This is a genomic window from Paenibacillus sp. LHD-38 (assembly GCF_031157315.1).
Lineage (GTDB): Bacteria > Bacillota > Bacilli > Paenibacillales > Paenibacillaceae > Pristimantibacillus.
In genome coordinates, this window is record NZ_JAVIFU010000039.1 from 1 (window position 1) to 24,231 (window position 24,231).

Genomic DNA, 24,231 nt, shown 5'->3' on the forward strand with positions numbered 1-24,231 from the left:
GCAACAACCGCAAACAAAAAACTTTCAAAATTGATTAAAAGTCAACTCCAACAATGGATCGCCGGCTTACCTAGCTACCTCAAGGCTTACCTGTCGATTCCTAGCTGCGAAGTTTGAGTTAGTAAAACTAGTAAAAAAGAAGCAAATTCTGCTCAGGGGGACAACGAGTGAACGTGTACAATCGGCTAAAACGATTCGAATGGTTTCGCAACCGATTAATCCGCAACAAGATTACGCTTGTCTACGTTCCGCTTATTATCATTCCGTTATTCGTGCTCGGCTTTGCCTCTAACCGCATTTATACCAATGCTATCGTAGAGAAAACGGTAAAAAACGTATCGGATAACTCCTCCCTCATCATCACGCAAATCAACGGCATATTGACGAATGCGACAAGCACGGCCAATATGCTTACGCTTAATTTGAATAAGGTGCTGGTTGAGGATCAAGCCGGAGCAAGGGGAAGGATGTCGGAGCTTCAGCTCTACACTAAAATCACGAATCAGCTCAGCTTTGCGTTGGTCGTATTCCCTGATGTGGAATCCGCTGCATTCATTGATCAAGGTAATCGTATTTACGGCTCCAACTCGAGCATGGAAAGCCAACAGGAGCTTGCGGCTGGGAGCGAGCTGCTTAGCCGTCTGCAGCAATCAAACGGAGCGAATATTTGGTTTTCGATGCAGAAACGGAATTTTCTCGTGAATAACGAAGAAGAGCCGATCCTTACGCTTGGCAAGCGCATCGTGAACATTAATACGGGCGTGCCGCTCGGCTATCTAATTCTCAATATTAGGGAAAGCGCCTTATCGGCCGTGTATGAAAATATTGGCTCTATCAAGGAAGGCTCTTATTTTATAGCCGATGCCGCAGGACGCATTGTTTCGTCGCAAACCGCGGCCGAGGTGCTGCAGCCGATCAAAGAACCGGCTTTGCTGGAATGGATGCAGGGTAGTAAGGCGAGTGCAAGGGTCCGAACGTCCGAGAACGGCGAGATGCTGCTCGTCAGCAGCGAGCTTCCGAGCCTCGGCTGGAAGCTGATATCCCAGGTGCCTTATGATCTGCTGACGGAAGACACGAGAAAAATCACAAAGCTTATCCTGCTGATTGGTCTCGTTTGCTTTGTAATGGCCTTGTTTGTCGCACGGCTGCTGTCGAATGTCATCTCCAAGCCGATTGTCCATTTATCCCGTCACATGAAGAGGGTAAAGGAAGGGAACCTTGATCAGCAAATCGAGGTAACCTCGGGTGATGAAATCGGCTTACTGGCCTCCGGCTTCAACACGATGATGGGGAGGGTCAAGGAGCTCTTGGCGAACATTAGCGCGGAGCAGCGCAAGAAGCGGGAATATGAGCTGGCGCTTATGCAGGCGCAGATTAAACCGCATTTTCTGTATAACACGCTCGACGTCATTTATACGCTGTCCGAGATGGGACGTGCTAGAGATGTGCAGCGAACGACTAAGGCTTTAGCCGATTTCTACCGGGTGGCGCTCAGCCAAGGCAAGGATCAGATCAGGCTGGAGGAGGAAATGAGGAGCGTGATGGATTACTTGTCCATTCAGCGAATCCGTTACTCCGATGTGTTTGACTTCGAAATGGATATTGATCCTGGCATTTTGCATTGCATGATACCGAAGCTGACCGTGCAGCCGCTGGTGGAAAATGCGATTTACCACGGGCTGAAAAATAAATCGACGTTTGGCCGGCTGACGATTACGGCGAGGCGCGAGGAGCAAAGGATCTTCTTGACCGTCAAGGATGACGGCGCGGGCATAACGGAGGAACGGCTTCAAGCCATAAACGGGGGAATGAGGGATTCACAACAGCGGGTGGGCTACGGCCTGAACAGCGTGCACGAGCGAATCAAGCTCTACTTCGGCGAGGCATACGGCGTGCAAATCGAGAGCGTGAACGGACTGGGCACAACGGTGATCGCCCAGATTCCCTATCAAGCGGAATAGGAGCGGAAGAAGCGATGCAAAAAATAATGATCGTGGATGATGAAGTTATTTTTCGCGAATATTTGAAAACGGTGCTGGACTGGGAGACACTCGGCTTCACCATAAACCAGGAAGCGAAAAACGGATTAGAAGCGCTTGAACTGGCTGCAATTGATCGGCCGGATATTGCGCTTGTTGATATTACGATGCCGTTTATGGATGGGCTGCAGCTTGCAGAGAAACTGAAAGAGCATTATCCCGAGGTAAGCATCGTTCTGATTACGGGACATAATGAGTTCGAGTATGCGCGAAAGGCGCTCAAGCTCGGCGTTGAGGATTATATTCTGAAGCCCTTCTCCAAGGACGAGCTGCTCCTTACGCTGGTGAAGCTGCGGCAGCAGCATCAGAAGGCACAGGAGGAGAAGGTTACCCTGCGCGAAAATACGGAGCTGATGAAGGAAAGCTTTCTCGGTCAGCTGATTAGTCGTGAATACGCGCTATCGGATGAAGAAACGGTCAAGCGGCTGCAGCAGTTTGGCATACAGGCGGAAAGCGGCCATTATGTCGCTGCCTGTATCGAGATCGATCACATGGATCGGAAATGGAGCAAAGCGAGCGACCGGCTGCTGATGAAATACGCGGTAACGAATGTGCTGAACGAGGCGCTGGAGGAGAGCGGCGATTATTTGATCTTTAACGGGCCGGAGGGACGGACTGTAGGCCTTGCCCGGCATAACGGGGAAAGGGACGAGCTGCCCTCGCTGGAGGGGTATAAGAAGCTATGTTTCCTCATCAAAAAATATTTGAAATTCACCGTCACGGTCGGCGTCGGGCGAAGCAAAGATGGCTTCAAAGGGATTGCCGCCTCCTATGGCGAAGCGCTGGAGGCGCTGCAAAACAAGTATGTGCTGGGGCATGACCGGGTCATTGCCTACGGGGAGCAATTGCCAAGCAGCGGCAACCAGCCCTTCTACCCGCTGGAGGTAAATGAGGAGCTTCTCGTGCTGCTGAGGCTAAATAGCTGGGAGCCCATTGAGCGAAAGCTGGATGAAGTCTTCCAAACGATTCGCGAGCGGCGGCTGGCGATCGATTATATTTATGTCATCTGTATGGGACTTGTTTCGGTTAACCTCTCCTATTTTGAGGAATCCGGCCATCCCGTGGAGGATTGCTTCGGGGATCATTTTTTTCCATATAACGAAATTCGGAAGCTGGAATCGGCAGAGCTGACCTTCGACTGGCTCAAGGAGCTGTTCCGCAAAGCGGTGAGCTACAACAGCAAGCACCGCAATACCCGTTCCTCTAAAATCGCAAAGGCAGCCAAGACGTATATGGAGCAAAATTATGCGGATCCAGGGCTGCAGCTGGAACAGATTGCTTCGCATGTATATATTAACGCGAGCTATCTGCGCGCGGTATTCAAGAAGGAGATCGGAATTACGGTCAGCGATTATTTAACGCAATTTCGGATGCAGCAGGCGAAGGAAATGCTCGGTCGCAATCAGGCGCGGCTAACCGACATTGCAGAGAAGGTCGGCTATAATGATCCGGGTTATTTTAGCAAAAGCTTCAAAAAATTTTACGGGTATTCTCCCAGCGAATATGAAAAGAGCCGCCAATAGCGGCTCTTTATTGCGATATAACAATTTATAAGTTTTCAATGGTAAATCTGCGGATTTTACCAAAAGCACGCAGTTTCTTCATTATCAAGACGGAACGGATTGCTTATACTCAGAAATGTAAAGAGCACGAAGAGAGCGATTTCAATAGAACAAACTTTAGGGGGCCAAACAATGAGAAAGCTGGCAATTGCAGTGATGAGTCTTTGCTTGATATTCGTGGCAGCCTGCGGCTCCGCGGGCAATAATGAGGCTGCGAACAACAATGCGGCGAGTGAAGGCAACAAAGAGACGGCGACTAATGCCGTGCAGGAGGAGACGAAGACGGAAGAAGTGAAGCCGGTTAAGCTTCGGATCTACGCGCAGTATGCCGATGACGATACCAAGCTTCCTTATGATTATGCGATTGCGGAATTGAAGAAGGAAATGCCGAACGTCGAGCTGGAGCTGGAAGTACAGGCGCAGGATGACGGCCAAAAGCTGAAAACCTATGCGGCAACGGGCAACCTGCCGGATATTTTCCAAGCGGGGCTGGATATCATTACAACGTTCAAAAAATCCGGCAACATTCTCGAGCTGGATTCTTACGTTAGCGAGCTTGGCTTTAAAGACAAAATGTTTCCGAGCACGATGAACACGCTGGTAGCCGACGATGGACATACTTACGCGTTCCCGTATTCAGGCAATGAATTTGTACTCCTCTATTACAACAAAGAGCTGTTCGAGAAAAATGGCGTGAAAGTGCCGACCACCTACGATGAGCTGATGACGGCGGTTAAAGCATTTAATGCGGCTGGCATTACTCCGCTGTCGCTGTTTGCCAAAGAGAAATGGCCGACGGTTGCTTTGTTCGATATGTTCGTTACCCGCAATGAGCCGCAAGGCATTCTGAAGCTGGATAAAGGCCAAGCGAGCGCAAGTGATCCTGCTTACAAGGAAGCGGCTGAAAAAATTATCGAGCTTGTAAAAGCAGGCATGCTGCCTAAGGGCGCAACGAACCTGAATTACGATCAAGCTGCAGCTTTGTTCCATCAGGGCAAAGCAGCCATGTTCCTGAATGGGAATTGGGAAATTGCGGAATCGACGAAGCAGCTGGGAGACAAAGCAGGCTGGACGTACTTCCCAGGCAAAGACGCAGCAAACTACGAAGCAAGCAAATACGCGTTCAGCGGCGGCGGCGGTCCAGGCGGCTACGCTGTAAATCCGGATACGAAGGATAAAGATTTGGCAGCTAAGCTAGCCGCTTTCCTATCGCTTAAATTTGCAGAGTACAAATATACGGAGCGCGGCAATCCGATTGTAGCTACAAAGGTAGATAAAGCGATCATTACCGAATATCCTCCGATGATGAAGCAGCTCTCCGATGACATCGCCAAAATCACAAGCACGACTTCATTCGCATGGGGGCTGTCGGATGCTAAGTTTAAAGCAGCGTTAGAAGATGCGTCGCAAAGCTTGATGACCGGCGCATACAGCGCGGAGCAATTTATCGAGGACGTGAACAAAGCCGTTCCAGCCGCGAAGTAGCAGCTGCGGAGGCAAGCAATAGATAAAGGGTAAACGAGGCGGAACTCACTCCCATAGGCATGAACGGGGTGGGTTCTAGCTCTCTTTAGCCGAAACGCGGAAACGGTTGGATAGTCAGACTCGCAGAGGAAGTGATGAAATGAACAAATTTCTGGGGAACAAGACAGCGATACTTTTGTTTATATTGCCAGCTCTCCTTTTATATACCGTGATGGTATTTTACCCGATCGTCCAAACGTTTTTTCGCAGTATGTATGAGTGGGACGGCCTATCGGATGGCACTTTTATTTGGTTCGATAACTATACGAGACTGTTTCAAGACAGCTTGTTCTTTACCTCCCTTAAAAATGGACTTATCTTCGCGGTTATCATTACGGTAACCCAGATCGGGATCGGCTCCATTCTAGCCTTTGCGGTTGCCGACGCCAAGTTTAAGGGCCGCAAAATTTTGCGCATCAGCTTTTTTATACCGGTGGTTCTTTCGATTACGGTCGTTTGCCAGTTATGGCTGTCGATCTATAACGGCGAATACGGACTCATTAATAAAGTATTTGAATTACTTGGGCTTGAATACAAGCAGGATTGGCTTACGAGCAGCAAATCGGCGATTATCGCGATTGCATTCGTGAATGCCTGGCAGTACATGGGTTATCACTTCGCCCTGCTGCTCGCGGGAGTAAAGTCCGTTCCTGAACAATATATGGAGGCCGCCCGCATCGATGGCGCAACGAAGCTGCAAGCGATTCTGAAAATCAATATTCCGATGATGGCGGAAACGTATAAATTTTGCTTGGTATTCGCCATTACGGGTGGGCTGAACGCCTTTGCCAATATGTACATTATGACTAGCGGCGGCCCGGGAACCTCGACTTACACGCTTACCTATCTCATGTACCGTTCTGCATTCCGAGTAGGAGAGTTTGGTTACGGCAGTGCGGCAGCGGCCATTCTCGTCATTGAATGTCTCATTGCAACGCTGATTATCAACCGACTGATTGCTAGAGAACGCATATCATACTAGAGGAGGCGGGCGAAGATGGCCTGGATGATGAAGCTTAGAAAAAACAACCCGAGCATGCCGATCTTTTTGTGGCTGTATGCGCTCTTATCGGTATATCCGCTCGTATGGATGATCTTTTATTCTTTGAAAAGCAACGATGAAATTTTCGTAACGAACCCATTCGGTCCGCCTGTACATTTACGGTTTGAGAACTATGTAGAGGCATGGTCGAAATATAACGTTCCGGTTTATTTTATGAACAGCTTGCTGGTTGCGGCGGCTACGGTAGCGGGGGCTATTCTGCTCGCGGTCATGTTCTCGTATGCGGCGGCAAGGCTGCGCTGGCGTTTTAGCAAAATCGCTCATACGTATATCCTTGTGGGCATGTTCATCCCGATCCAAGTCATTATGATTCCGCTTGCGATTCTTGTGAGGGATCTGAATTTGGCTAATACTTACGGGGCATTGATCATTCCTTATATTGCTTTTAATATTTCATTTGCTTCCATGGTGTTCTATGGCTTCTTCCGCAGCATTCCTATTGAGATGGAAGAGTCGGCTTGCATTGACGGTGCGAGCATTTACCGGACATTCTTCAGTATTATGCTGCCGATCATTAAGCCTGCGCTCGCTACGATGGTTATTTTTATTTTTCTGAATTCATGGAATGAATTTACGATGGCCGTCATTCTGATTACCAAAGAAAGCTTGAAGACGCTGCCGCTTGGCTTGCTGTTTTTCCAAGGGCAATTTACGACGGATTGGGGCGCGATGGGAGCGGCGATGACGATTGCCAGCCTGCCGACGGTGCTGATCTACATCCTGTTCAGCGAACAGGTTGAGAACGCGCTTACCGTCGGCTCGGCTGTAAAAGGTTAAGCTTTATTCGTTCTTTTTATAGACGCGATCCTCGGAGTTGCTGCTCACGAGTTCGCATTGGCCCGCTGCGGCAAGCTTGTCCATGTAAGCGGCAACGGCGATATAAATGCCGGGCTTGCCCGTAGACATCCGCGTATCCTGTACGAGCTTTTGCTCGATGAGGAAGTTGGAAATGGCAAGGGTGCTGATGCGGCCGTATTTGATAGCATCATCAACAACGCGCTGAGCTGAGGGAGACAGGTAGAAGGGGCTTGAACGCTTCGCATCCGAGCTGCTTACCTCGCTGTCTCTTCGCGCAGCGGCGCCGAGCTTCCTGCCGGCCTCCTCGTATGCGGACGCATCTTGATTTGGATTCGCCGGAGGCTCATCAAACCGAAACGCGCCTTGGCTTTCTGCCTCCTCATCGAAGACGAAAGCGCCTTGGCTGTTGTCTGATTGATCGAACACGAAGGCCGCTTGGCCGTTATCCGTTTCTTCAAAGCTGAATGCCCCTTGGACAGCATCGTATTCCCCAAAATTAAAGGAGCCTTGATCAGCGCTCGGCATATCGCTGTCATGGGCAGGTTCACTGCTATCCTCGCTGCCGTAGCCGCTCGGAGTATTCTCCGCCCCCGAACCGATAGGCTCCTCGTCTTCGGATGCGGATGGATCGAAGTAAGTTAAAGCGGCTGCCAGCCGCTTTTTTCTGCTTGCGACATCAAGCTCATGCAGCCTTCTGCGGATACGGGCAAGCTGCCGATCGAGCAGCGGAAGCTTGACATCGATTTGAGCCTGGATATCAGGCGGTACGTCAAGCTCAGCCGGCAGCGGCAGAAAAAGATGCTGACCCAGCTGCCAGCCATCCCGGAACTTGCTAAGCACTTCGTGCATTTCACCGTCCAGCACATCGAAACCCTTCATGATATCGGCGACGGCTTTCGCATCGATACCCGTATGCAGCTGCAGGTGCTCGATGCCAAAATAGCGAATTGTGTTCGTCGGCAAATGAAGCACCTGATGCTGATAGCGCAGCGAACGCCCACACTCGCATTTCGTATGAGGTGAGACCTCGCCGCTGTCGGTAAATCCGATATAGTCCCATTCCTCGATAAATGATTCAATATCCTCAAACTGCGCATCCTCGGGGATGAACTGGCATTTTTTTCGCGCAAGCTGCCTTGCAAACAACGTTCTTCTGCCTCTGACAAGCTCATGATGCATGAAATGACGTTGCTCTTCGGACAGCTGCCCCATGATGTGATCGCGCTGCTCCAGCGTCATCTCATATTTCATAGCGCACCTCCATCGGTATAACTTAATCCTCTTATACGAGCTTGCAGCATCGCAGAGGTTAGCTTTTCTTTTGCGGCATTAATTTCTTCATTATAGATGGGGCTGGACAATAAGTCATTAGAGACCTGCTTTGAAGCAAAATAGGAAGCGAAGAAATGCTGTCGAATGAGCCGTCTTAATCGTATATAATGAAGGTTAGGTTCAGCGGCTTGCAAAGGAGCTGCCGCAGGGGGAGGTTGTTGCTGATGACCAGCAAGGAAAAAAAGCTTGATGCGCCCAAAATTCCGGATGCGCTCACGCCATTGACGGTGCCGGACTACGAGTGGGCGGATGAGTATGAGATTAGCGACAGGATCATTGAGGATTGCGGCATTCATAATCAATCAGCTTATAAGATTTGCATCGATAAAGCGGTGTTCCAAAATGTCGTGTTCCGGGCCGTGAGCTTACGGAAAGCAGAATTTACGGATGTTCGGTTCGTCAATTGCGACTTATCGAATATCGATTTGAGCGAAGTGATTTTGCACCGCGTATCCTTTCATAATTGTAAACTGCTCGGCATGGATATTACGGGCTCGACGCTGCGCAACGTTTGGTTCGAGCAATGTTACGCGGATTATGCCGTACTTCGATTCACCAACGCCAAGGGAGTCAAATTCGAGAAAACCTCGCTTGCCAAAGCGGATATGTCCAATATGACATTATCCAACTTTTACTTAAGGGAATCCAATATCGATCAAGCACAGTTTTCGCAGACGAAGCTCGGCGGCATCGATATCAGCAGCTGCGAGTTCAACAGCCTGGGTGCAGCGATTGAGGATTTGCGGCGCTGCATCATATCGCCCGCGCAGGCGATTACGTTTGCCACGATTTTTGGGCTGGTCGTGGATGACGGCTTGTAATTGCTAAAGCAATAGCCATTCTAGAAAATGAGTGAGAACGACACCAGCGTGCGAGCAGGTGTCGTCTTTTTTTGAAGTAAAATGGCTTGGACTTTATGGATTGGGATAATTAAGGCGGGTGAAAAAAACGAACCTTAGTGAACTTATCAGTGGTTAGATTAGTGAAATAAGACAGCCTGACTGGAGTTCATTGCTGTTTATATTGTTCAGTTGAACAGGGGGGGTATCTTCGATATCATTTGTGTTGACGTTCTGCCATCCTAGTTGTAAGCGCATTCAGAATGAGCGATCAACAAGCTTGAAGGAGGAATACGATTGTTTAAAAAGAAGAAATGGTTGTCTTTGGCACTGTGCTGCACGATGCTGGCGTCCTTTCTAACCTCATTGGCGCCAGCATATGCAGCGGGCGAAGGACAGGGGACAGCGGCAGCCGTATCAGACGAATTTACGGAGCAGGAGCTGAAGGATAACGACTACATTCTTTATTTCGTAAATGCAGGAGACGCAACGCCGGCTACCGCGGAGGGCTCGGATAAGCTTGGTCTCTATAGCTCTGTAACGGAGCAGGTGTATGGCGTTGATCCGGTAACGTCAAAAACATGGGGCTTGGTCACGACCACAAGTGCGACAAGTGTACGCGATGCCTCGACAAAATCAGGCTCGTTAAGATATTACAACGGAACCCAAGTGAGAGATAAAGCTCTTGCTTACAACTTTGAGCTTCCGGCCGGCGAATATGACGTAACGTTCGGCTTCAACAATCCGTGGAGCGGAAGAAGCGTCAATCTGCTGCTGGAAGGGAACAACGTATCGGGCGGTGATTTCGCGATCGGCGGTGACGGGGCCGAGAAGATCGTCACCTACCGAAAGGTCAGCGTAACCGACGGGCAGCTGAATGTGCGCATTCAAGGGCCGGCAGCCGCTGCGCTCACCAACCATAATGATCCGCTGTTGAATTATCTGATCATTAGGCAGAACATAACCGTTCCGCTAGCTGATTTAGACAATCAAATCGCCTCTGCGGAAGCAGAAGCGGCTAACACGGATTATACGCCTTACAGCCTTGCTGAGCTGAATCGTGTCATTCAGGAGAGCAAAGCGCTTAAACAGACGCTTGCGAGCGGCAGCGCTGAGATAACGGAGCCTGCGGTGCAGGAGCAAATTATCACGGCTATCGCTGCTTTAAAGAAGGCGATATCGGAGCTTGCGATTAACGAGCCGTACAGTTCGTTTACGCCCGGCGCGGTATGGCGGGATACGAACGGCGCAGTCATTCAGGCACATGGTGCAGGCATGATGTACGATGAGGAAACGCAGTCCTATTACTGGTACGGCGAGGATAAGACTAACGGTTATTTACCGGCCAGGGGTGTGCGGGTATATGTCTCGAAGGATTTGTACAATTGGGAGGACAAGGGGCTTGCGTTGACCGCGATTGAATCCGCGGACGATTTCGAGAACGATCCGCTCATTTCCGAGCTGTATGAAGGCAGAACGGATCAAGCGGATATTTTGAACGATATCGGCACGGACCGGATTATTGAGCGTCCGAAGGTCATTTATAACGATAAGACAAAAAAATACGTGATGTGGATGCATACGGACGGACCAAGCGCGACGTCTACAGCCAATTATGCGAAGGCTGAAGCGGGTTATGCGCTCAGCGATTCACCGCTCGGGCCATTCGTCTATCAGGAGAGCCATCGCATGGACCGCGCTCCAGCGGGCGCAACCGATGACGGTCAGCCCAATCAGCCGGGCATGGCCCGCGATATGACCTTGTTCAAGGATGATGACGGAACGGCATACTTGGTATATTCGAGCGAGGAAAACCTGACGATCTATATTTCCAAGCTCAATGATTCCTACACCGATGTCGTGGGCTGGCACAAAGACGGCAACGAAGAGCGCGATACGGAATACAAGGCGGTTCACGGCGTGGATTATGTTCGCGTATTTCCGCTTGCCCAGCGCGAAGCACCCGCTTTGTTCAAATATCAAGGCAAATACTACATGATTACATCCGGCGCGACCGGCTGGGCTCCGAACGTGGGCAAATATACGGTTGCGGACAATATTATGGGACCGTGGAAGGCGATGCGCGATGTTGCGCCGGGCAGCTCCACGACCTTTGGCTCGCAGAGCACGCAGGTTATTCCGGTCGATGCGGCTGCAGGAAAATTCATTTATATGGGCGATCGCTGGAACCAGAATGATTTGGCGAATTCCCGTTACATTTGGCTGCCGATCGAGTTTGGCCAAAATGACGAGATTGCGCTCCGCTGGCAGGATGAATGGTCGCTTGATGTATTAGACGGCATGGGGAAGGTAACGGTGAATACAACACTGCCTGCCAGCACGACCATCGGTACGGCGCCTGCGTTCCCAAGCACCGTGAATGTGACGTTGTCGGACGGAACGAGCAAGGATACACCGATTGCATGGAGCGTAAGCGAAGCCGCCTTCCAGAAGCCAGGCTCGGTGCGTGTCAGCGGCACGCTGACAGAGCTTTCGAACAAAAAAGTGGAGCATCAGATGTACGTTATTCCGGAAGGCAGCGCCTATTTCGTCCATGCCGGCGGTGCGGAGACAGCCGATTATAAGGACATCATTGCCTTGATGGGTGAGAAAAACGTACTTAATGGAGAAACAATCGATCAGAAATACGATCCTGCGAACAACCAAAGCTGGGGTTATGTCGGGGATAATACGCTGACATCGGGAACGAGCAGCGGCGATATTTTCACATCCCTGCGTTATTTGAAGAGCAATTCCGGCGATGATTTATCGTATCGCTTTGATATTGGAAACGGAAATTACGATGTGTATGTCGGTTTATATGATCCATGGTCCCAGTATTCCAACGGGCAGCGAATCGCCGATATTATTGTAAACGGTACGGTTAAGACAAATGGTTATGTCTTCACGGCAGCAAGTGACGTGATGAGCTATGGCAATGTAGCCGTTGATAAAGGGAAGCTGGAGCTGACGGTACATCGTTCGGCAAATGCGGGCGCATCCAGCTCCGATCCGCAAATTAGCTGGATTATGATTACAGAAAGCACAGGAGGCGTTGTAGAACCGCCGCCATCCTCCGAGTCGGAGTTAATCGTGCATTATGATATGAGCGATTTGGACGGCACGACGGTAAGGGACAAGGCAGGTCAGCATGACGGCAAGTGGATGAATCCGGATAACGCGGAGTGGCTTAAGACCGATACAGCGGGAGCGATCAGCTTCGCCGGAGGCAGCACAAGCTCCTACATCGAAATGCCGCAGGGCATTTTGGATGGCTTGACGGATGTAACCGTATCAGCGCTCGTTGATTGGAACGGCAAGAACGGAGCGGAATGGCTGTTTGCGCTTGGACAAAATGATACCCATTATTTGTACATGACGCCTAAATATAATGCCGACAGCACAGCGCGCTTCGGGATCGCTACCAATGGCTGGCGCAATGAAGTATCGACCAAAGCGCCGACGCTGCAGTCCGGCAATTGGAAGCTCATAACGGCGGTCATGTCCGGAACGGACGGCAAGCTGACGCTTTATATCGACGGTACCGTGGTATCATCCAGCACGGCAGGCGGGTTTACGCTCGATCAAATTAAACAAGCATCCGGCGCAAGCGGATTTATCGGAAAATCCTTTTATGCGGGCGATCCTTACTTTGGCGGAATGCTTGCGGATTTCCAAATCTATGACGGAGCATTGCTTGCTTCCGAAGTGAGCGAGCTGAAGGCAGAGGCGGATCTAAATGCTGCAAGCCTGGAAGGACTGCTCGTGCAGCATGCGGCCGACCAATTGGATGCGGTAAATTTCCTTGGCGGGAATGCAAGCAAAGACACCGTTCAGACTGACCTGATATTGCCGTTGAAGGGTGAGAGCGGTACGACGATTTCGTGGCAATCAGCGAACGAGACGGTGATCAACTCTGAAGGCAAGGTTACAAGACCTGCATCGGACGCGCAAAATGAAGCCGTTGTGCTGACAGCCGTCCTGACGGACGGGAAGTCAACAGCGACAAGAACCTTTTCCTTCACGGTGCTGAAGCGGCTGAATGATGGCGAAGCTGTTGCGAAGGATGCTGCTGCCTTAATGATTTATAACATTAATGATGTACGTGGCAATCTAACGCTGCCTGCAGCAGGCGAGAATGGTACGGCTATTTCATGGTTCTCGGAGAAGCCTTCTGTCGTCACTTCAACTGGCGAGGTGAAACGGCCGGCTCATGGCAGCGGAGACACAACGGTGAAGCTGACGGCTTCCGTTGTGAAAAACGGCGTTTCGCTAACGAAGGTTTTTGCGGCAAACGTAAAGGAGCTTCCGAAGGATGAGGCTTATGCAGGGTATATGTTCAGTTACTTTACGGGTGAAGGCACCGCGAATGGCGAACAGGTCTATTTCGCATTAAGCGAGGGCAATGATCCGCTCCACTGGCAGGAAATGAACGAAGGCAAGCCGGTCCTGAGCTCAGGCTTAGGCGACAAAGGCGTCCGCGATCCGTTCATCATTCGCTCCCCCGAGGGAGATAAGTTCTACTTAATCGCAACGGATTTGAAAATGAACGGAAGCAGCGACTGGAACGCGGCGCAGACCACCGGCAGCCGTTCGATCATGGTATGGGAGTCGCATGACCTTGTGAATTGGTCTGAGCAGCGCATGGCGGAGGTATCTCCTAAGGAGGCCGGCAATACATGGGCACCGGAAATCATCTATGATGATTCGACCGGAGAATATGTCGTATTCTGGGCTTCAAGGCTGTATGAGGATGAGAACCATACCGGCAGCAGCTATCAGCGCATCATGTATGCGAAGACAAGGGATTTTCACACCTTTACGGAGCCTGAAGTGTATATGGATTACGGTTATTCCATCATCGATACCACAATGCTTCAGCATGCGGGCAAGGTTTACCGCTTCACGAAGGATGAACGGAATAATACGGCGGAGACGCCAAACGGTAAATTTATATTGCAGGAGTCGGGCAGCTCTATTTTTGATCCGGCGTTTAACGTGATTAAAGAAGGCGTAGGCAAAGGCGCAATCAGCCGCGGCGAAGGACCAACCGTGTTCAAATCGAATACGGAAGAGAAATGGTTCATGTTCATCGATGAGTTCGGAGGCAGAGGTTATGTGCCGTTCGAGACGACGGATTTGGACTCGGGTGAATGGACGCTGTCCGCAAGCTACGAGCTGCCGGCAAGCCCGCGGCACGGTACTGTCATTCCTGTTACGCAGTCTGAATACGAGCAGCTGCTGGCTAACGTTCCTGCAGTGGAACAACCGAATACCGATATCCGCGTAACGGGCGTATCCCTGGATAAGCAAGCAATTACGCTGAAACAGGAGGAGCAAGCACAGCTAACGGCAGCCGTCGCTCCGCTTGATGCGGCCAACAAGGCGGTCCTTTGGTCGAGCACGCGGGAGGGGGTAGCTGCCGTGAACGAAGCTGGCGTCATAACAGGTGTCGCGGAAGGTACGGCTGTCATCACCGCAACGACGGCGGACGGCGGATTTATAGCTGTTGCTGCTGTGACCGTGGAGAAAAAGGCAGGCACTGGTGGAGAGACGACGCCAACACCAGCACCAACGCCAAGCCCGACACCAAGCCCAGGCACGGAGCCGCAGCCGAGTTTCTCGGATACTGCCGGGCACTGGGCAGCCGCCTCCATCAACAAGCTTGCGGAGCAAAGCATCTTGGGAGGCTTCCCGGATGGCAGCTTCAAGCCTGACAAACAGATGAGCAGAGCGGAATTCATGGCGGTCATGTACAGATTGCTCGATTTGGAAACCGAGGACGGAGATAGCGGCTTTAAGGATATCTCATCTGCGGCTTGGTATAGCAAATATGTGAAGGGCTTATATGAAGCGGGAATCGTAACGGGCTTCCAAGACGGAAGCTTCAAGCCGAGTCAAGAGATGACGAGAGAGGAAGCTTTCGTTATTTTGTACAGAGCGCTTAAGGAACAACTGGTAACGCCGGCTGACGCCAACAAGGCGGTCTTTACAGATGAAACGGGCGTATCGGGCTGGGCGAAGGAAGCTATTTCAGCTTTGGCGGAGTCTGGTATCATTAAAGGCTACGAGGACGGCACCTTGAGGCCAAAAGAAAAGATTACGCGCGCCGAGATTGCGGCGATTGTGGCCAGCTTTATGAAATAAGGTTGATTATGAAAGGCATCCTTAGGTTTAGGATGCCTTTCGTTTATTTTTAGGGAATAAAAATGATATACTGTTGTGAAAAGAATCGATTATTATGGAAAACGATGATATGATTTAAATAACGAAATAAGACGATAATTGCACGTATGTAGGAGGCTATTTACAAATGGAGTACATCAGTACAAGAGGAAATGTTGGCAAAATAGGATTTATCGATGCGTTTATGATGGGCCTTGGCAATGATGGAGGCCTGCTTGTTCCGAATGAAATTCCGGTTATTTCAGCAGAAACTTTAGAGGAGTGGCAGGAGCTTAGCTATCAAGAGCTTGTGCTTGCCATTTTCTCGTATTATACGAACGGTGAAATTCCAGAGCAAGATCTTAAAGATATGGTGTACGCGAGCTATTCTACCTTCCGTGATCCGGAAGTAACGCCGGTGCGCAAATTGAAGGATGATCTCTACTTGTTGGAGCTGTTCCACGGTCCTACCTTTGCGTTTAAAGACATCGCCCTGCAGTTTATGGGTCAATTGTATACGTACGTGGCGGCTAAGCAAAACAAAAAAATCCACATTCTCGGAGCAACCTCCGGCGATACGGGCGCTTCAGCAATCGAAGGCGTTAAAGGCAAGGACGGCATTAAAATTTGCATCCTGCACCCGCATGGAAAAGTAAGTAAAGTGCAGGAGCTTCAAATGACGACGGTTCAGGAAGATAATGTGCTGAATTTATCAGTAGACGGCAACTTTGACGATTGCCAGCGCATGATCAAGGATCTGTTCGCAGATCTCGACTTCAAAGCGAGCAACCATTTGGCCGCGATTAATTCAATCAATTTCGTGCGGATTTTGGCACAGACAGTATATTATTTCTACGCTTACTTCCAAATCGCGAAGCAAACGGATGCGAAGCAAGTAAACTTTAGCGTACCAACCGGCAACTTCGGCGATATTTTCGCGGGCTACTTGGCGAAGCGTATGGGCCTTCCTGTCGGCAAGCTAATTCTGGCTACCAATGAAAACAATATTTTGGAGCGCTTTATCTTGGAGGGGGTGTACAAGCCGGGGGATTTCCGCAGCACGTACAGCCCGTCGATGGATATTCAGGTAGCAAGCAACTTCGAACGTTACTTGTATTATGTGCTTGGCGAGGATGCAGCGCAAATTCGCACGCTGATGGATCAGTTCAAGGCGGAGGGACAAATCGTCATTTCCGGGGATGCGCTGAGCAAGGTGCAAGCGGAATTCGGTGCGCATGGCGTGCAAGGCCAAGAGTGCTTAAGCACTATTGAAAAATACGAAGCGGAAAACGGCTATCTGCTCGATCCGCATTCAGCTTGCGGCGTAGCTGCGGCTGACAAATACAGCGATGACAAGGAAATCACGGTATCGCTTGCAACGGCTCATCCGGCTAAGTTCAATGAAGCAATTGAGCTTTGCGGCATCGAACAGCAATTCCCTGAACAAATTGCTTCGTTATTTAATAAAGAGCAGCGCCAGACTCGCGTAGACGGTTCGCTTGCTGCGGTAGTCAATGAACTAGAAGCGTTTTATAACGCTAAATAAATAAGTGACAGCAGTAAAGCTGCAGCCAAAGGAGCATTCCTAACGGCTGCGGCTTTTTTGTTTGTAAAGCTGGGAATATAGGTCTTCCAATTCGCATGTATATAACTTTACAGAAATATAACTAGATGGTAATATAACGGTATGAAAAACGATAAACTATTTGAAGCGCTGTCCGAACCTCATAGGAGAACGATTCTTGATCACTTGCGTGAGCAGGAGCGCTCTGTTGGGGAGCTTGTAACGATATCGTCGCTGAGTCAGCCCGGCGTTTCGAAGCATCTGCGCATATTGCGCGAGGCAGGACTCGTAACCGTGCGAAAAGACGCGCAGAAGCATATGTACCGGCTTAATGCGAAACCCTTAGAGGATATACAGGATTGGCTGACGCCGTATCAACAGTTTTGGTCGAACAAGCTGGATGATTTGGAGAGACTTCTTGATGAGGAGGAATAATATGCTAGCAGTTATACAGACGGTTGAAAATGGATATGAGGTTCGTTTCGAGCGTCATTTGAAGCATTCCGTTGAGAAGGTATGGTCATGGCTTACGGATAACGCTAAGCTCGCGAAATGGTTTTCTGAGCTTAGCGTCGATGACCTGCGTGAAGGCGGAGTCATTAAGTTTGATATGCAGGACGGAACCTTTGAAGAAATGGAGATTTTGGAGCTTAAGCTGCATGAGGTGCTTGAATTTACATGGGGCGAGGATCGTGTTCGATTTGAATTATATCCCGAGCCGAGCGGCTGCCGCTTGGTATTAAAGGAGAAGCTTACGAAAGTTACGGCCCACACGCCAAGGGATATCGCAGGCTGGGATGTATGCTTGGATGTCATTGAGGCGCTTCTGGACGGCAGGGTTATCGAATCCCGTAAAGACATATGGCAGGTCAAATACGAACAGTATGTACAAGCATTCGAAAATATTACGAAGGATTATCCCCGTTAATAAAATAAGCTGCCGTTAGGCGGCTTGTTCATCACCGATTGCGAAAATGCGGAATAAAATGCAAGAAAAATCAATCGCTGTATTTTAGAAAAATAATGATTTGCAGTGAGTGAAAGTATTTGTTAACCTATATGCAATATAAAAAAGGCGATGACGAGAAGAGTAGATAATCGGATTCCTTAGCAGAGAGCCCCGGCAGCTGAAAAGGGGCAAGGAAAAGCTTATTGAAACAAGTCTCTGAGCATCACATCGGAACCTGGATAAGGGGATGCTGTGACAGGAGCTCCTGTTATAGAGCTAGAGTATAAGCATCCATAGGTGCCGTACTTGAAGAGGTTAATATGGCGACATATTAATGAATCTGGGGTGGTACCGCGAAAAATTTCGTCCCCAAGACGCGAAGTCTTGGGGGTGGGATTTTTTTTTATTTTCGCAGGTGATCAGCTTCAAGGACGAATATTAGCCTAACTATGGAGGTTTGACTATGAGTAATGATAGAGAACCAATCGTTGAACATTTTTTAGACAAAATCATTAATGAGGATATTCAAGCAGGCGTCTTTACTCGGGAAATGTGCACGCGTTTTCCGCCTGAGCCGAACGGATACCTTCACATCGGCAGCGCCTATGCGATTCACACGAACTATACCGTCGCGCAAAAGTATAAAGGGAGCTTCCATTTGCGTTTTGACGATACGAATCCTTTAAAAGAGGACATTGAATACGTGAACGCGATTATTGACGATATCGAGTGGCTAGGCTACAGCCCGGGGCGCCATATTTATTATGGCTCTGACTATTCGGATGCCATCTATAACGCCGCCGTTACGTTAATTAAGAGAGGCAAAGCTTATGTTTGCGACCTATCGCCAGCTGAAGTGACTGAGTACAGGGGGACGCTTACTGAACCTGGCAAAGACAGTCCATTTCGAAGCCGATCCATTGAAGAAAATCTGCGGTGGTTTGAAAATATGAAGAACGGTGAATATGGAACCGGCTCAAGGGTGCTTAGGGCGAAAATTAATATGAGCGCTCCGAATATGAACCTAAGGGATCCTGTCATCTATCGCATTATCCATTCGGAGCATTATCGCACGGGAAATAAATGGTGCATTTATCCGATGTATGATTTTGCCCATCCGATTCAGGACGCCATCGAGGGCATTACGTATTCGTTATGTTCCATTGAGTTTAAGGACCATCGACCTTTGTACGAGTGGGTGCTGCATGAGCTCGAGTTTACGGAGCCGCCTAAGCAAAGAGAGTTTGGAAGGCTGAATATAACCGGTGTGGTAACGAGTAAACGTTATTTAAGGCAGCTGGTAGAGGAAGGGTTCGTAGACGGCTGGGACGATCCGAGACTGCCGACGATCCGCGGACTTAGAAGAAGAGGATTTACGCCGGAGAGCATTCGGAGCTTTATTAGCGAAATCGGGATGATCAGGGCTCAGAATTCGGTTGATATTGCGATGCTGGAGCATGCGGCGAGACAGGATCTGAAGGCGAAGGTCAAGGGCGCCATGGCGGTTCTGCATCCGCTAAAGGTGGTCATTACCAATTATCCGGAAGGCAAAACGGAGCTGCTGACGATGGATAACAACAGCGAGAATGAGGCGCTCGGCAAACGGGAAGTTCCTTTTACCCGAACGCTTTACATCGAACGGGATGATTTTATGGAGCAGCCCTCCAAAGGGTTCCATCGATTATCGCCGGATGCTGAGGTTCGGCTGATCGGCGCTTATTTCATCAAATGCGAGGAAGTCATTAAGGATAAGGAAACGGGGAACATCGTTGAGCTGCGCTGCACATACGACCCGCAAACCAAAAGCGGAACGGGATTTACCGGCCGTAAGGTCAAGGGGACCATTCATTGGGTGTCAGCGGATCACGCGATACTGGCGGATGTTCACTTGTACGATCGTTTGCTGCTTGATCATGTCTCGCCAACGGATGAAGGCTTTGCCTGGGAAAGCGCCATTAATCCTGCATCATTCATCGCGTTAAAGAATTGTATGATTGAACCGAATATGAGAAATCAAAAGCCCGAGGATAAATACCAATTCTTGCGCCATGGTTATTTTTGTGTAGATAAAAAGCACACAACGGAGAAGAAGCTAGTGTTTAACCGCATTGTGCCGCTGAAGGATACGTGGAGAAAACATTAACAGCTTGCATACTCGATTGCTCCAGGCTCACGCCTGATCAGCAAACAAGCTAACTTAAAAAGAACGGACCCGCGTCGATAAACGATCTGGCAGGGCCGTTCTTTTTATTTGCTTACAGCTCCAAGCCTGTTCCTTGTTTGAATCGTTTGATAACCATATGGGTGTTGACACTGACATTACCATCGAGTGCATAGATTTTTTTGAACAAAAAATGCTCAAGCACTTTGGAGAGTCCTGCACGGAATAAAAGCGGCCGCCAGACCCACCTTTCTATTGCAATTGTTCGATGATATAATCCGCCGTGCGAATGGAGAGGGCGGCAGTAGTAAGGAACGGATTTGCAGCCCCGCTGGTTGGAATCATGCTGCTGCCGGCGACGTAGAGGCCGGATATGCCATGAATCTGCCCGTACGGATTGGCTGCCGAAGTGGAGGGATCGGTACCGATACGGCAAGTGCCCATATCATGCATGACTAGCCCAAGGGGCAGCATACAAATTGGGTCCAACGTAACTTTCATGGCTTCAGCAGCCTGCTTCATGCCTTGTTCCATTTGCCGCATGACTTCGAGATCCGTATCGCTGAACGAGAATAAAGCCACGGACTCCGGTACCCCGTACTCATCAACCTTGAGGGAATTCAAGACGACTCTATTTTCATACCGCGATTCCACAACTCCCAAGGAGAGGATATCAAACTCATGACCGTGCGGAGGGAAACCGCGCATTTGCATCTGATACAGCCGGTCGATCGTACGCGGAACATAAACCGCGTAAAGTCCCGGAATTTGCGGGTAATCGCCGGGCGCAACTTTTGCTGTCGTATATGCAAAGGAATGGCTCGTTAAGTAATGACCGATGGCTTCCCCGCGAATGCCCGAGTTAAGCAAAATCCGCGGAGTCTCAAATGTGCTCGCGGCCAAAACAACGGCCTTCGTTTTCAGGAAATAGGCTTTCTTGTCCCTGTCCATAACTTTAAGGCCAACCGCTTTTCCTCTTTCGGTGTAAACTTGAACGGCGCGGGTCTTGATCGCGATGTCAAACGGCCGTCGGCTCGCGGCGTCCGCGAGCATTGAAATTGTACTAAACCGGGGAGGAGTTGACCGGTATTCTCCAAGAGTTGTTGGCCGGATATTGATTGCTACCGGCTTATTGCCCGCCTCGGGAAATCCATTTTGGCGAAGCCGGTTCAGAAGAAAGTCGGCTGTTCTATAATAAGATGTGTTGACATTCATGATTTCCTCAGCAATGTTATAGTACATGTTCATTTCTTTATGGGAGACGGGCCAGCCCGCAAGATCGACAGGAGTCATACGGGGACTTACCATGCCCCACTCGATGGATCTTCCGCCTAAAGCGAGTAATTGTTCAAAGGATGTAAGGAGAGGGGATGGAGGAGTCGAACGGTCGGATGGGTAAATCGGAATCGACTCCCAATACAACGGATTGGGAGGTTGGACATTGGCCCAAAGAGGCAGCCAATTAGGCAGATCGAACTTATTTGCCGGCAGAATATAATCGCCGGCTTCAATGACACCGATACGTTTTCCGTTTTCCCCCCACTGTTCTGCCAATCTCCAGAGGACCGATCCTCCCCCCGCCCCTGTTCCAACAATAATCACATCGTAGTCGGTTTTCTCCATCTCTTCAATTGGCGTCCAAGGGTAGATAATCTCAGACGAAGGGGATGGACAAATGTTGAAGTTCATTGCCTGACCAGTTGGAACGGATGCTTGAGGAGAATAGAAGGGTCTGTCCTTAATGTACAATGATTCCACTCCTATCGACAAATAATCATACCCTATATTTGTATGATAAGATGTTTAAATCATGACTTATGCAGTTCATGTAATCAACACCATTTATTCTCACCTCTATTATCTTACGCCTGCCGAGTTTTGGGAGGGGGAGCCGCAGGTAGAGCTGGAAATACGGCTTCAAGCGGAAGGCGGCAAGCTATATTCAAATCTTCCGATGGAGCAGGCCAGCCCGAAAGTGTTTAAAGCCACTTTTAACGATTTACCTGGCGAGGACTGGTATTTTTCATATCTTTACCCGAAAAGGCTGCTGTTTCCGACAAACATCGAGAAGGATCATAACCTCCTGATATTGGGAACAGCCGCTGCGCTAGCAATTATTGCGGCAGGTTTTGCGCTTATATTTAAAAAAAGCATGGTATTTACGATAAGCATGCTTGGGATTTTGGGTTTTACGGTGTATTATATTTCGAGGATGGGTGGTTATCCGTTTAATGCAATCTTTGTGACGTTTACCGATATTGCGGTAGGCGCGGCACTGCTTTTATGCGACACGCTTATTCGCAAAAGGTTCGTAAACGCGGAGACATGAATAAAACCGTTTAGCCGCCGGCATATCTCTTTTAAAATAGAGCGATTCGACGTAAACTGTAGGAAACCATAGAGGAGAGAGTTATATTATGACAAACGAAGCATTATTGATCAATCATGATGATTTATTGGCGGATTTGGAATACCGGGGACTCGTGCAGCAATTTACCAACCGCGGGGAATTACATAAGAAGCTTACGAACGAGCGTGTCGTGCTGTACTGCGGTTTTGACCCGACTGCGGACAGTCTACATATCGGAAGCTTGCTTCCCATTTTATGCTTGCGCCGGTTCCAACAGGCCGGACATATACCGCTTGCCCTCGTTGGAGGAGGAACAGGCTTAATCGGTGATCCGAGCGGCCGCTCATCGGAGAGATCGCTGAATACGGCAGATACGGTAGCGCAGTGGACAGAAAGCTTGAAGCGCCAGCTGTCGCGCTTTCTTGATTTTGAAATTGCGGAAAATCCGGCAAAGCTTGTGAGTAACTATGATTGGATTGAACCGCTTGATGTGATCACCTTCTTACGCGATGTCGGCAAAAACTTTACGGTTAACTATATGCTCGCGAAGGATTCCGTAGATTCCAGACTGTCGTCCGGCATTTCCTTCACGGAGTTCAGCTATATGATTTTGCAAGCATACGACTTCCATAAGCTTCATCAGGAGCATGGCTGTTCCCTGCAAATCGGCGGCAGCGACCAATGGGGCAACATTACGGCTGGTCTAGACCTGATCGGCAAAATGGGCGGCGGTGACGCATACGGCATGACGATGCCGCTAGTTACGAAAAGTGACGGGAAAAAATTCGGTAAATCCGAATCAGGCGCTATCTGGCTTGATCGCTCGAAAACGTCGGCGTATCAATTTTATCAATTCTGGATCAATACGGAAGATAACGATACCATTAAATTTTTGAAATATTTCACCTTCCTCTCCCGTTCGGAAATCGAGGCTTTGGAGAGCGAGCTTCAAGCGCATCCGGAGAAACGCGTGGCGCAGCGTGAGCTTGCCCGTGAGATCACCCGTCTTGTTCATGGGCAAGAAGCGCTGGACAGCGCGGAGAAAATTACGCAGGCTTTCTTCTCGGGCGATGTAAACCAGCTGAGTGAAGCCGAGCTTATCGAAGCCCTGCAGGACATGCCTACAACGGTTATCTCGAATAGGGACGAGATTGCGCTTATGGATCTCCTTATCGAATCCGGAGCAGCGCCGTCCCGCCGCCAAGCCAAACAAGATATTACGAGCGGCTCGATCTCGATTAACGGAACAAAGCAAACGGATGTTGAGGCAATTGTGAGCGCGGAGCAAAGGCTGCACAGCAAATTTGTCGTGCTGCGCCGCGGGAAGAAAAACTACTTCTTGATTCGCTTCGAATAGAAGCTGTTCGAGAAATGAAAGAGGGTGTCCCAAAAGCCATAGGCTTAGGGCACCCTCTTCAATGTTTAAAATCTGTAAAAAACAAAGAAACCAACCTTTGGTAAAATGGAGGTACCACCCAACCATCTTCGAAAGGAAGGTTTCTATGTACATTCAATATACCATGGACCAACTTACCCTGCCAATGGATTTGGCGGAAGATATCCCCGAATTTCTACAACATTGACTTATCGTGTGACTTTTATAAAACTTGAACTTTGTATATGAGCTGCTATACCGAAGATCTTATGAGATGTACGAAGAAAATAAAGTCTTAGACTGGAGTTGTTGAACTTGTGCGGCTATTTGAATTGTAGAACCGGCAACTTTTGAAAATTAAGCATTAGACTTACTTGTTAAGAACACAACCGGCAGCCTTGGACTGAGAAAAATAAAGTCATAGACTGCCGCTATTTATTTAACTTTCATATCTCGTTACTTCTCTGGTCTTGATCCACAAGCATGGACATTGCGCTCTAAGTGCCAGTT

The 24,231-nt window shown here is 49.4% G+C and carries 15 protein-coding genes and 1 other annotated feature; of the genes, 13 read left to right on the top strand and 2 right to left on the bottom strand.

The genetic code is table 11. The features are described from left to right. Positions 1 to 167 precede the first annotated feature (167 nt). The 5 genes from RCO25_RS25575 to RCO25_RS25595 all read left to right on the top strand — a co-directional run bounded on the left by RCO25_RS25575 (position 168) and on the right by RCO25_RS25595 (position 6,965). Positions 168 to 1,961, top strand: a complete 1,794-nt coding sequence (locus tag RCO25_RS25575; RefSeq protein WP_308998907.1) for a sensor histidine kinase — start codon at positions 168 to 170, stop codon at positions 1,959 to 1,961. A gap of 14 nt (positions 1,962 to 1,975) precedes the next feature. After that, a complete protein-coding gene (locus RCO25_RS25580) occupies positions 1,976 to 3,562 on the top strand; it encodes a response regulator (protein WP_308998908.1) in 1,587 nt (528 codons plus the stop codon). 171 nt (positions 3,563 to 3,733) lie between these two features. Beyond that, positions 3,734 to 5,086, top strand: a complete 1,353-nt coding sequence (locus tag RCO25_RS25585) for an ABC transporter substrate-binding protein (protein ID WP_308998909.1) — start codon at positions 3,734 to 3,736, stop codon at positions 5,084 to 5,086. 139 nt (positions 5,087 to 5,225) lie between these two features. Further along, positions 5,226 to 6,107 (top strand): carbohydrate ABC transporter permease, encoded by an 882-nt coding sequence (locus RCO25_RS25590; RefSeq protein ID WP_308998910.1) that lies wholly within the window; start codon positions 5,226 to 5,228, stop codon positions 6,105 to 6,107. Between the two features lie 15 nt (positions 6,108 to 6,122). Beyond that, positions 6,123 to 6,965, top strand: a complete 843-nt coding sequence (locus RCO25_RS25595) for a carbohydrate ABC transporter permease (RefSeq protein WP_308998911.1) — start codon at positions 6,123 to 6,125, stop codon at positions 6,963 to 6,965. A 3-nt stretch (positions 6,966 to 6,968) separates the two neighbouring features. Here the strand turns inward: RCO25_RS25595 and RCO25_RS25600 are convergent, their stop codons facing one another. After that, positions 6,969 to 8,237: a DUF3895 domain-containing protein gene (locus RCO25_RS25600; RefSeq protein WP_308998912.1), complete on the bottom strand. Its 1,269-nt coding sequence runs from the start codon at positions 8,235 to 8,237 to the stop codon at positions 6,969 to 6,971. Positions 8,238 to 8,482: 245 nt separating this feature from the next. Here RCO25_RS25600 and RCO25_RS25605 point away from each other — a divergent pair, with 245 nt between their 5' ends. From RCO25_RS25605 to RCO25_RS25630, 6 genes are all read left to right on the top strand, one after another. Further along, positions 8,483 to 9,139: a pentapeptide repeat-containing protein gene (locus tag RCO25_RS25605; RefSeq protein ID WP_308998913.1), complete on the top strand. Its 657-nt coding sequence runs from the start codon at positions 8,483 to 8,485 to the stop codon at positions 9,137 to 9,139. Positions 9,140 to 9,454: 315 nt separating this feature from the next. Then, the gene (locus tag RCO25_RS25610; protein WP_308998914.1) at positions 9,455 to 15,304 is read left to right on the top strand and encodes an immunoglobulin-like domain-containing protein; all 5,850 of its coding nucleotides are present in this window, start codon (positions 9,455 to 9,457) and stop codon (positions 15,302 to 15,304) included. 166 nt (positions 15,305 to 15,470) lie between these two features. Continuing rightward, the gene (thrC, locus tag RCO25_RS25615; RefSeq protein ID WP_308998915.1) at positions 15,471 to 16,868 is read left to right on the top strand and encodes a threonine synthase; all 1,398 of its coding nucleotides are present in this window, start codon (positions 15,471 to 15,473) and stop codon (positions 16,866 to 16,868) included. A gap of 141 nt (positions 16,869 to 17,009) precedes the next feature. Next, positions 17,010 to 17,321 (top strand): ArsR/SmtB family transcription factor, encoded by a 312-nt coding sequence (locus RCO25_RS25620; protein WP_308998916.1) that lies wholly within the window; start codon positions 17,010 to 17,012, stop codon positions 17,319 to 17,321. 1 nt (position 17,322) lies between these two features. Further along, positions 17,323 to 17,814: an SRPBCC family protein gene (locus RCO25_RS25625; protein ID WP_308998917.1), complete on the top strand. Its 492-nt coding sequence runs from the start codon at positions 17,323 to 17,325 to the stop codon at positions 17,812 to 17,814. A 141-nt stretch (positions 17,815 to 17,955) separates the two neighbouring features. Next, positions 17,956 to 18,209, top strand: a binding site (T-box leader). Between the two features lie 89 nt (positions 18,210 to 18,298). After that, on the top strand, positions 18,299 to 19,978 hold the full coding sequence (locus RCO25_RS25630) for a glutamine--tRNA ligase/YqeY domain fusion protein (protein ID WP_308998918.1): 1,680 nt from the start codon (positions 18,299 to 18,301) through the stop codon (positions 19,976 to 19,978). A gap of 270 nt (positions 19,979 to 20,248) precedes the next feature. On the opposite strand, the gene RCO25_RS25635 is transcribed toward RCO25_RS25630, so the two are convergent. Further along, complete coding sequence (locus RCO25_RS25635; protein ID WP_308998919.1) at positions 20,249 to 21,745, bottom strand: GMC family oxidoreductase; 1,497 nt, start codon at positions 21,743 to 21,745, stop codon at positions 20,249 to 20,251. A 61-nt stretch (positions 21,746 to 21,806) separates the two neighbouring features. Here RCO25_RS25635 and RCO25_RS25640 point away from each other — a divergent pair, with 61 nt between their 5' ends. Then, complete coding sequence (locus tag RCO25_RS25640) at positions 21,807 to 22,325, top strand: hypothetical protein (RefSeq protein WP_308998920.1); 519 nt, start codon at positions 21,807 to 21,809, stop codon at positions 22,323 to 22,325. Between the two features lie 88 nt (positions 22,326 to 22,413). Beyond that, positions 22,414 to 23,703, top strand: coding sequence for a tyrosine--tRNA ligase (gene tyrS / locus RCO25_RS25645; RefSeq protein WP_308998921.1), 1,290 nt, complete (start codon positions 22,414 to 22,416; stop codon positions 23,701 to 23,703). The last annotated feature ends 528 nt before the right edge of the window (positions 23,704 to 24,231 follow it).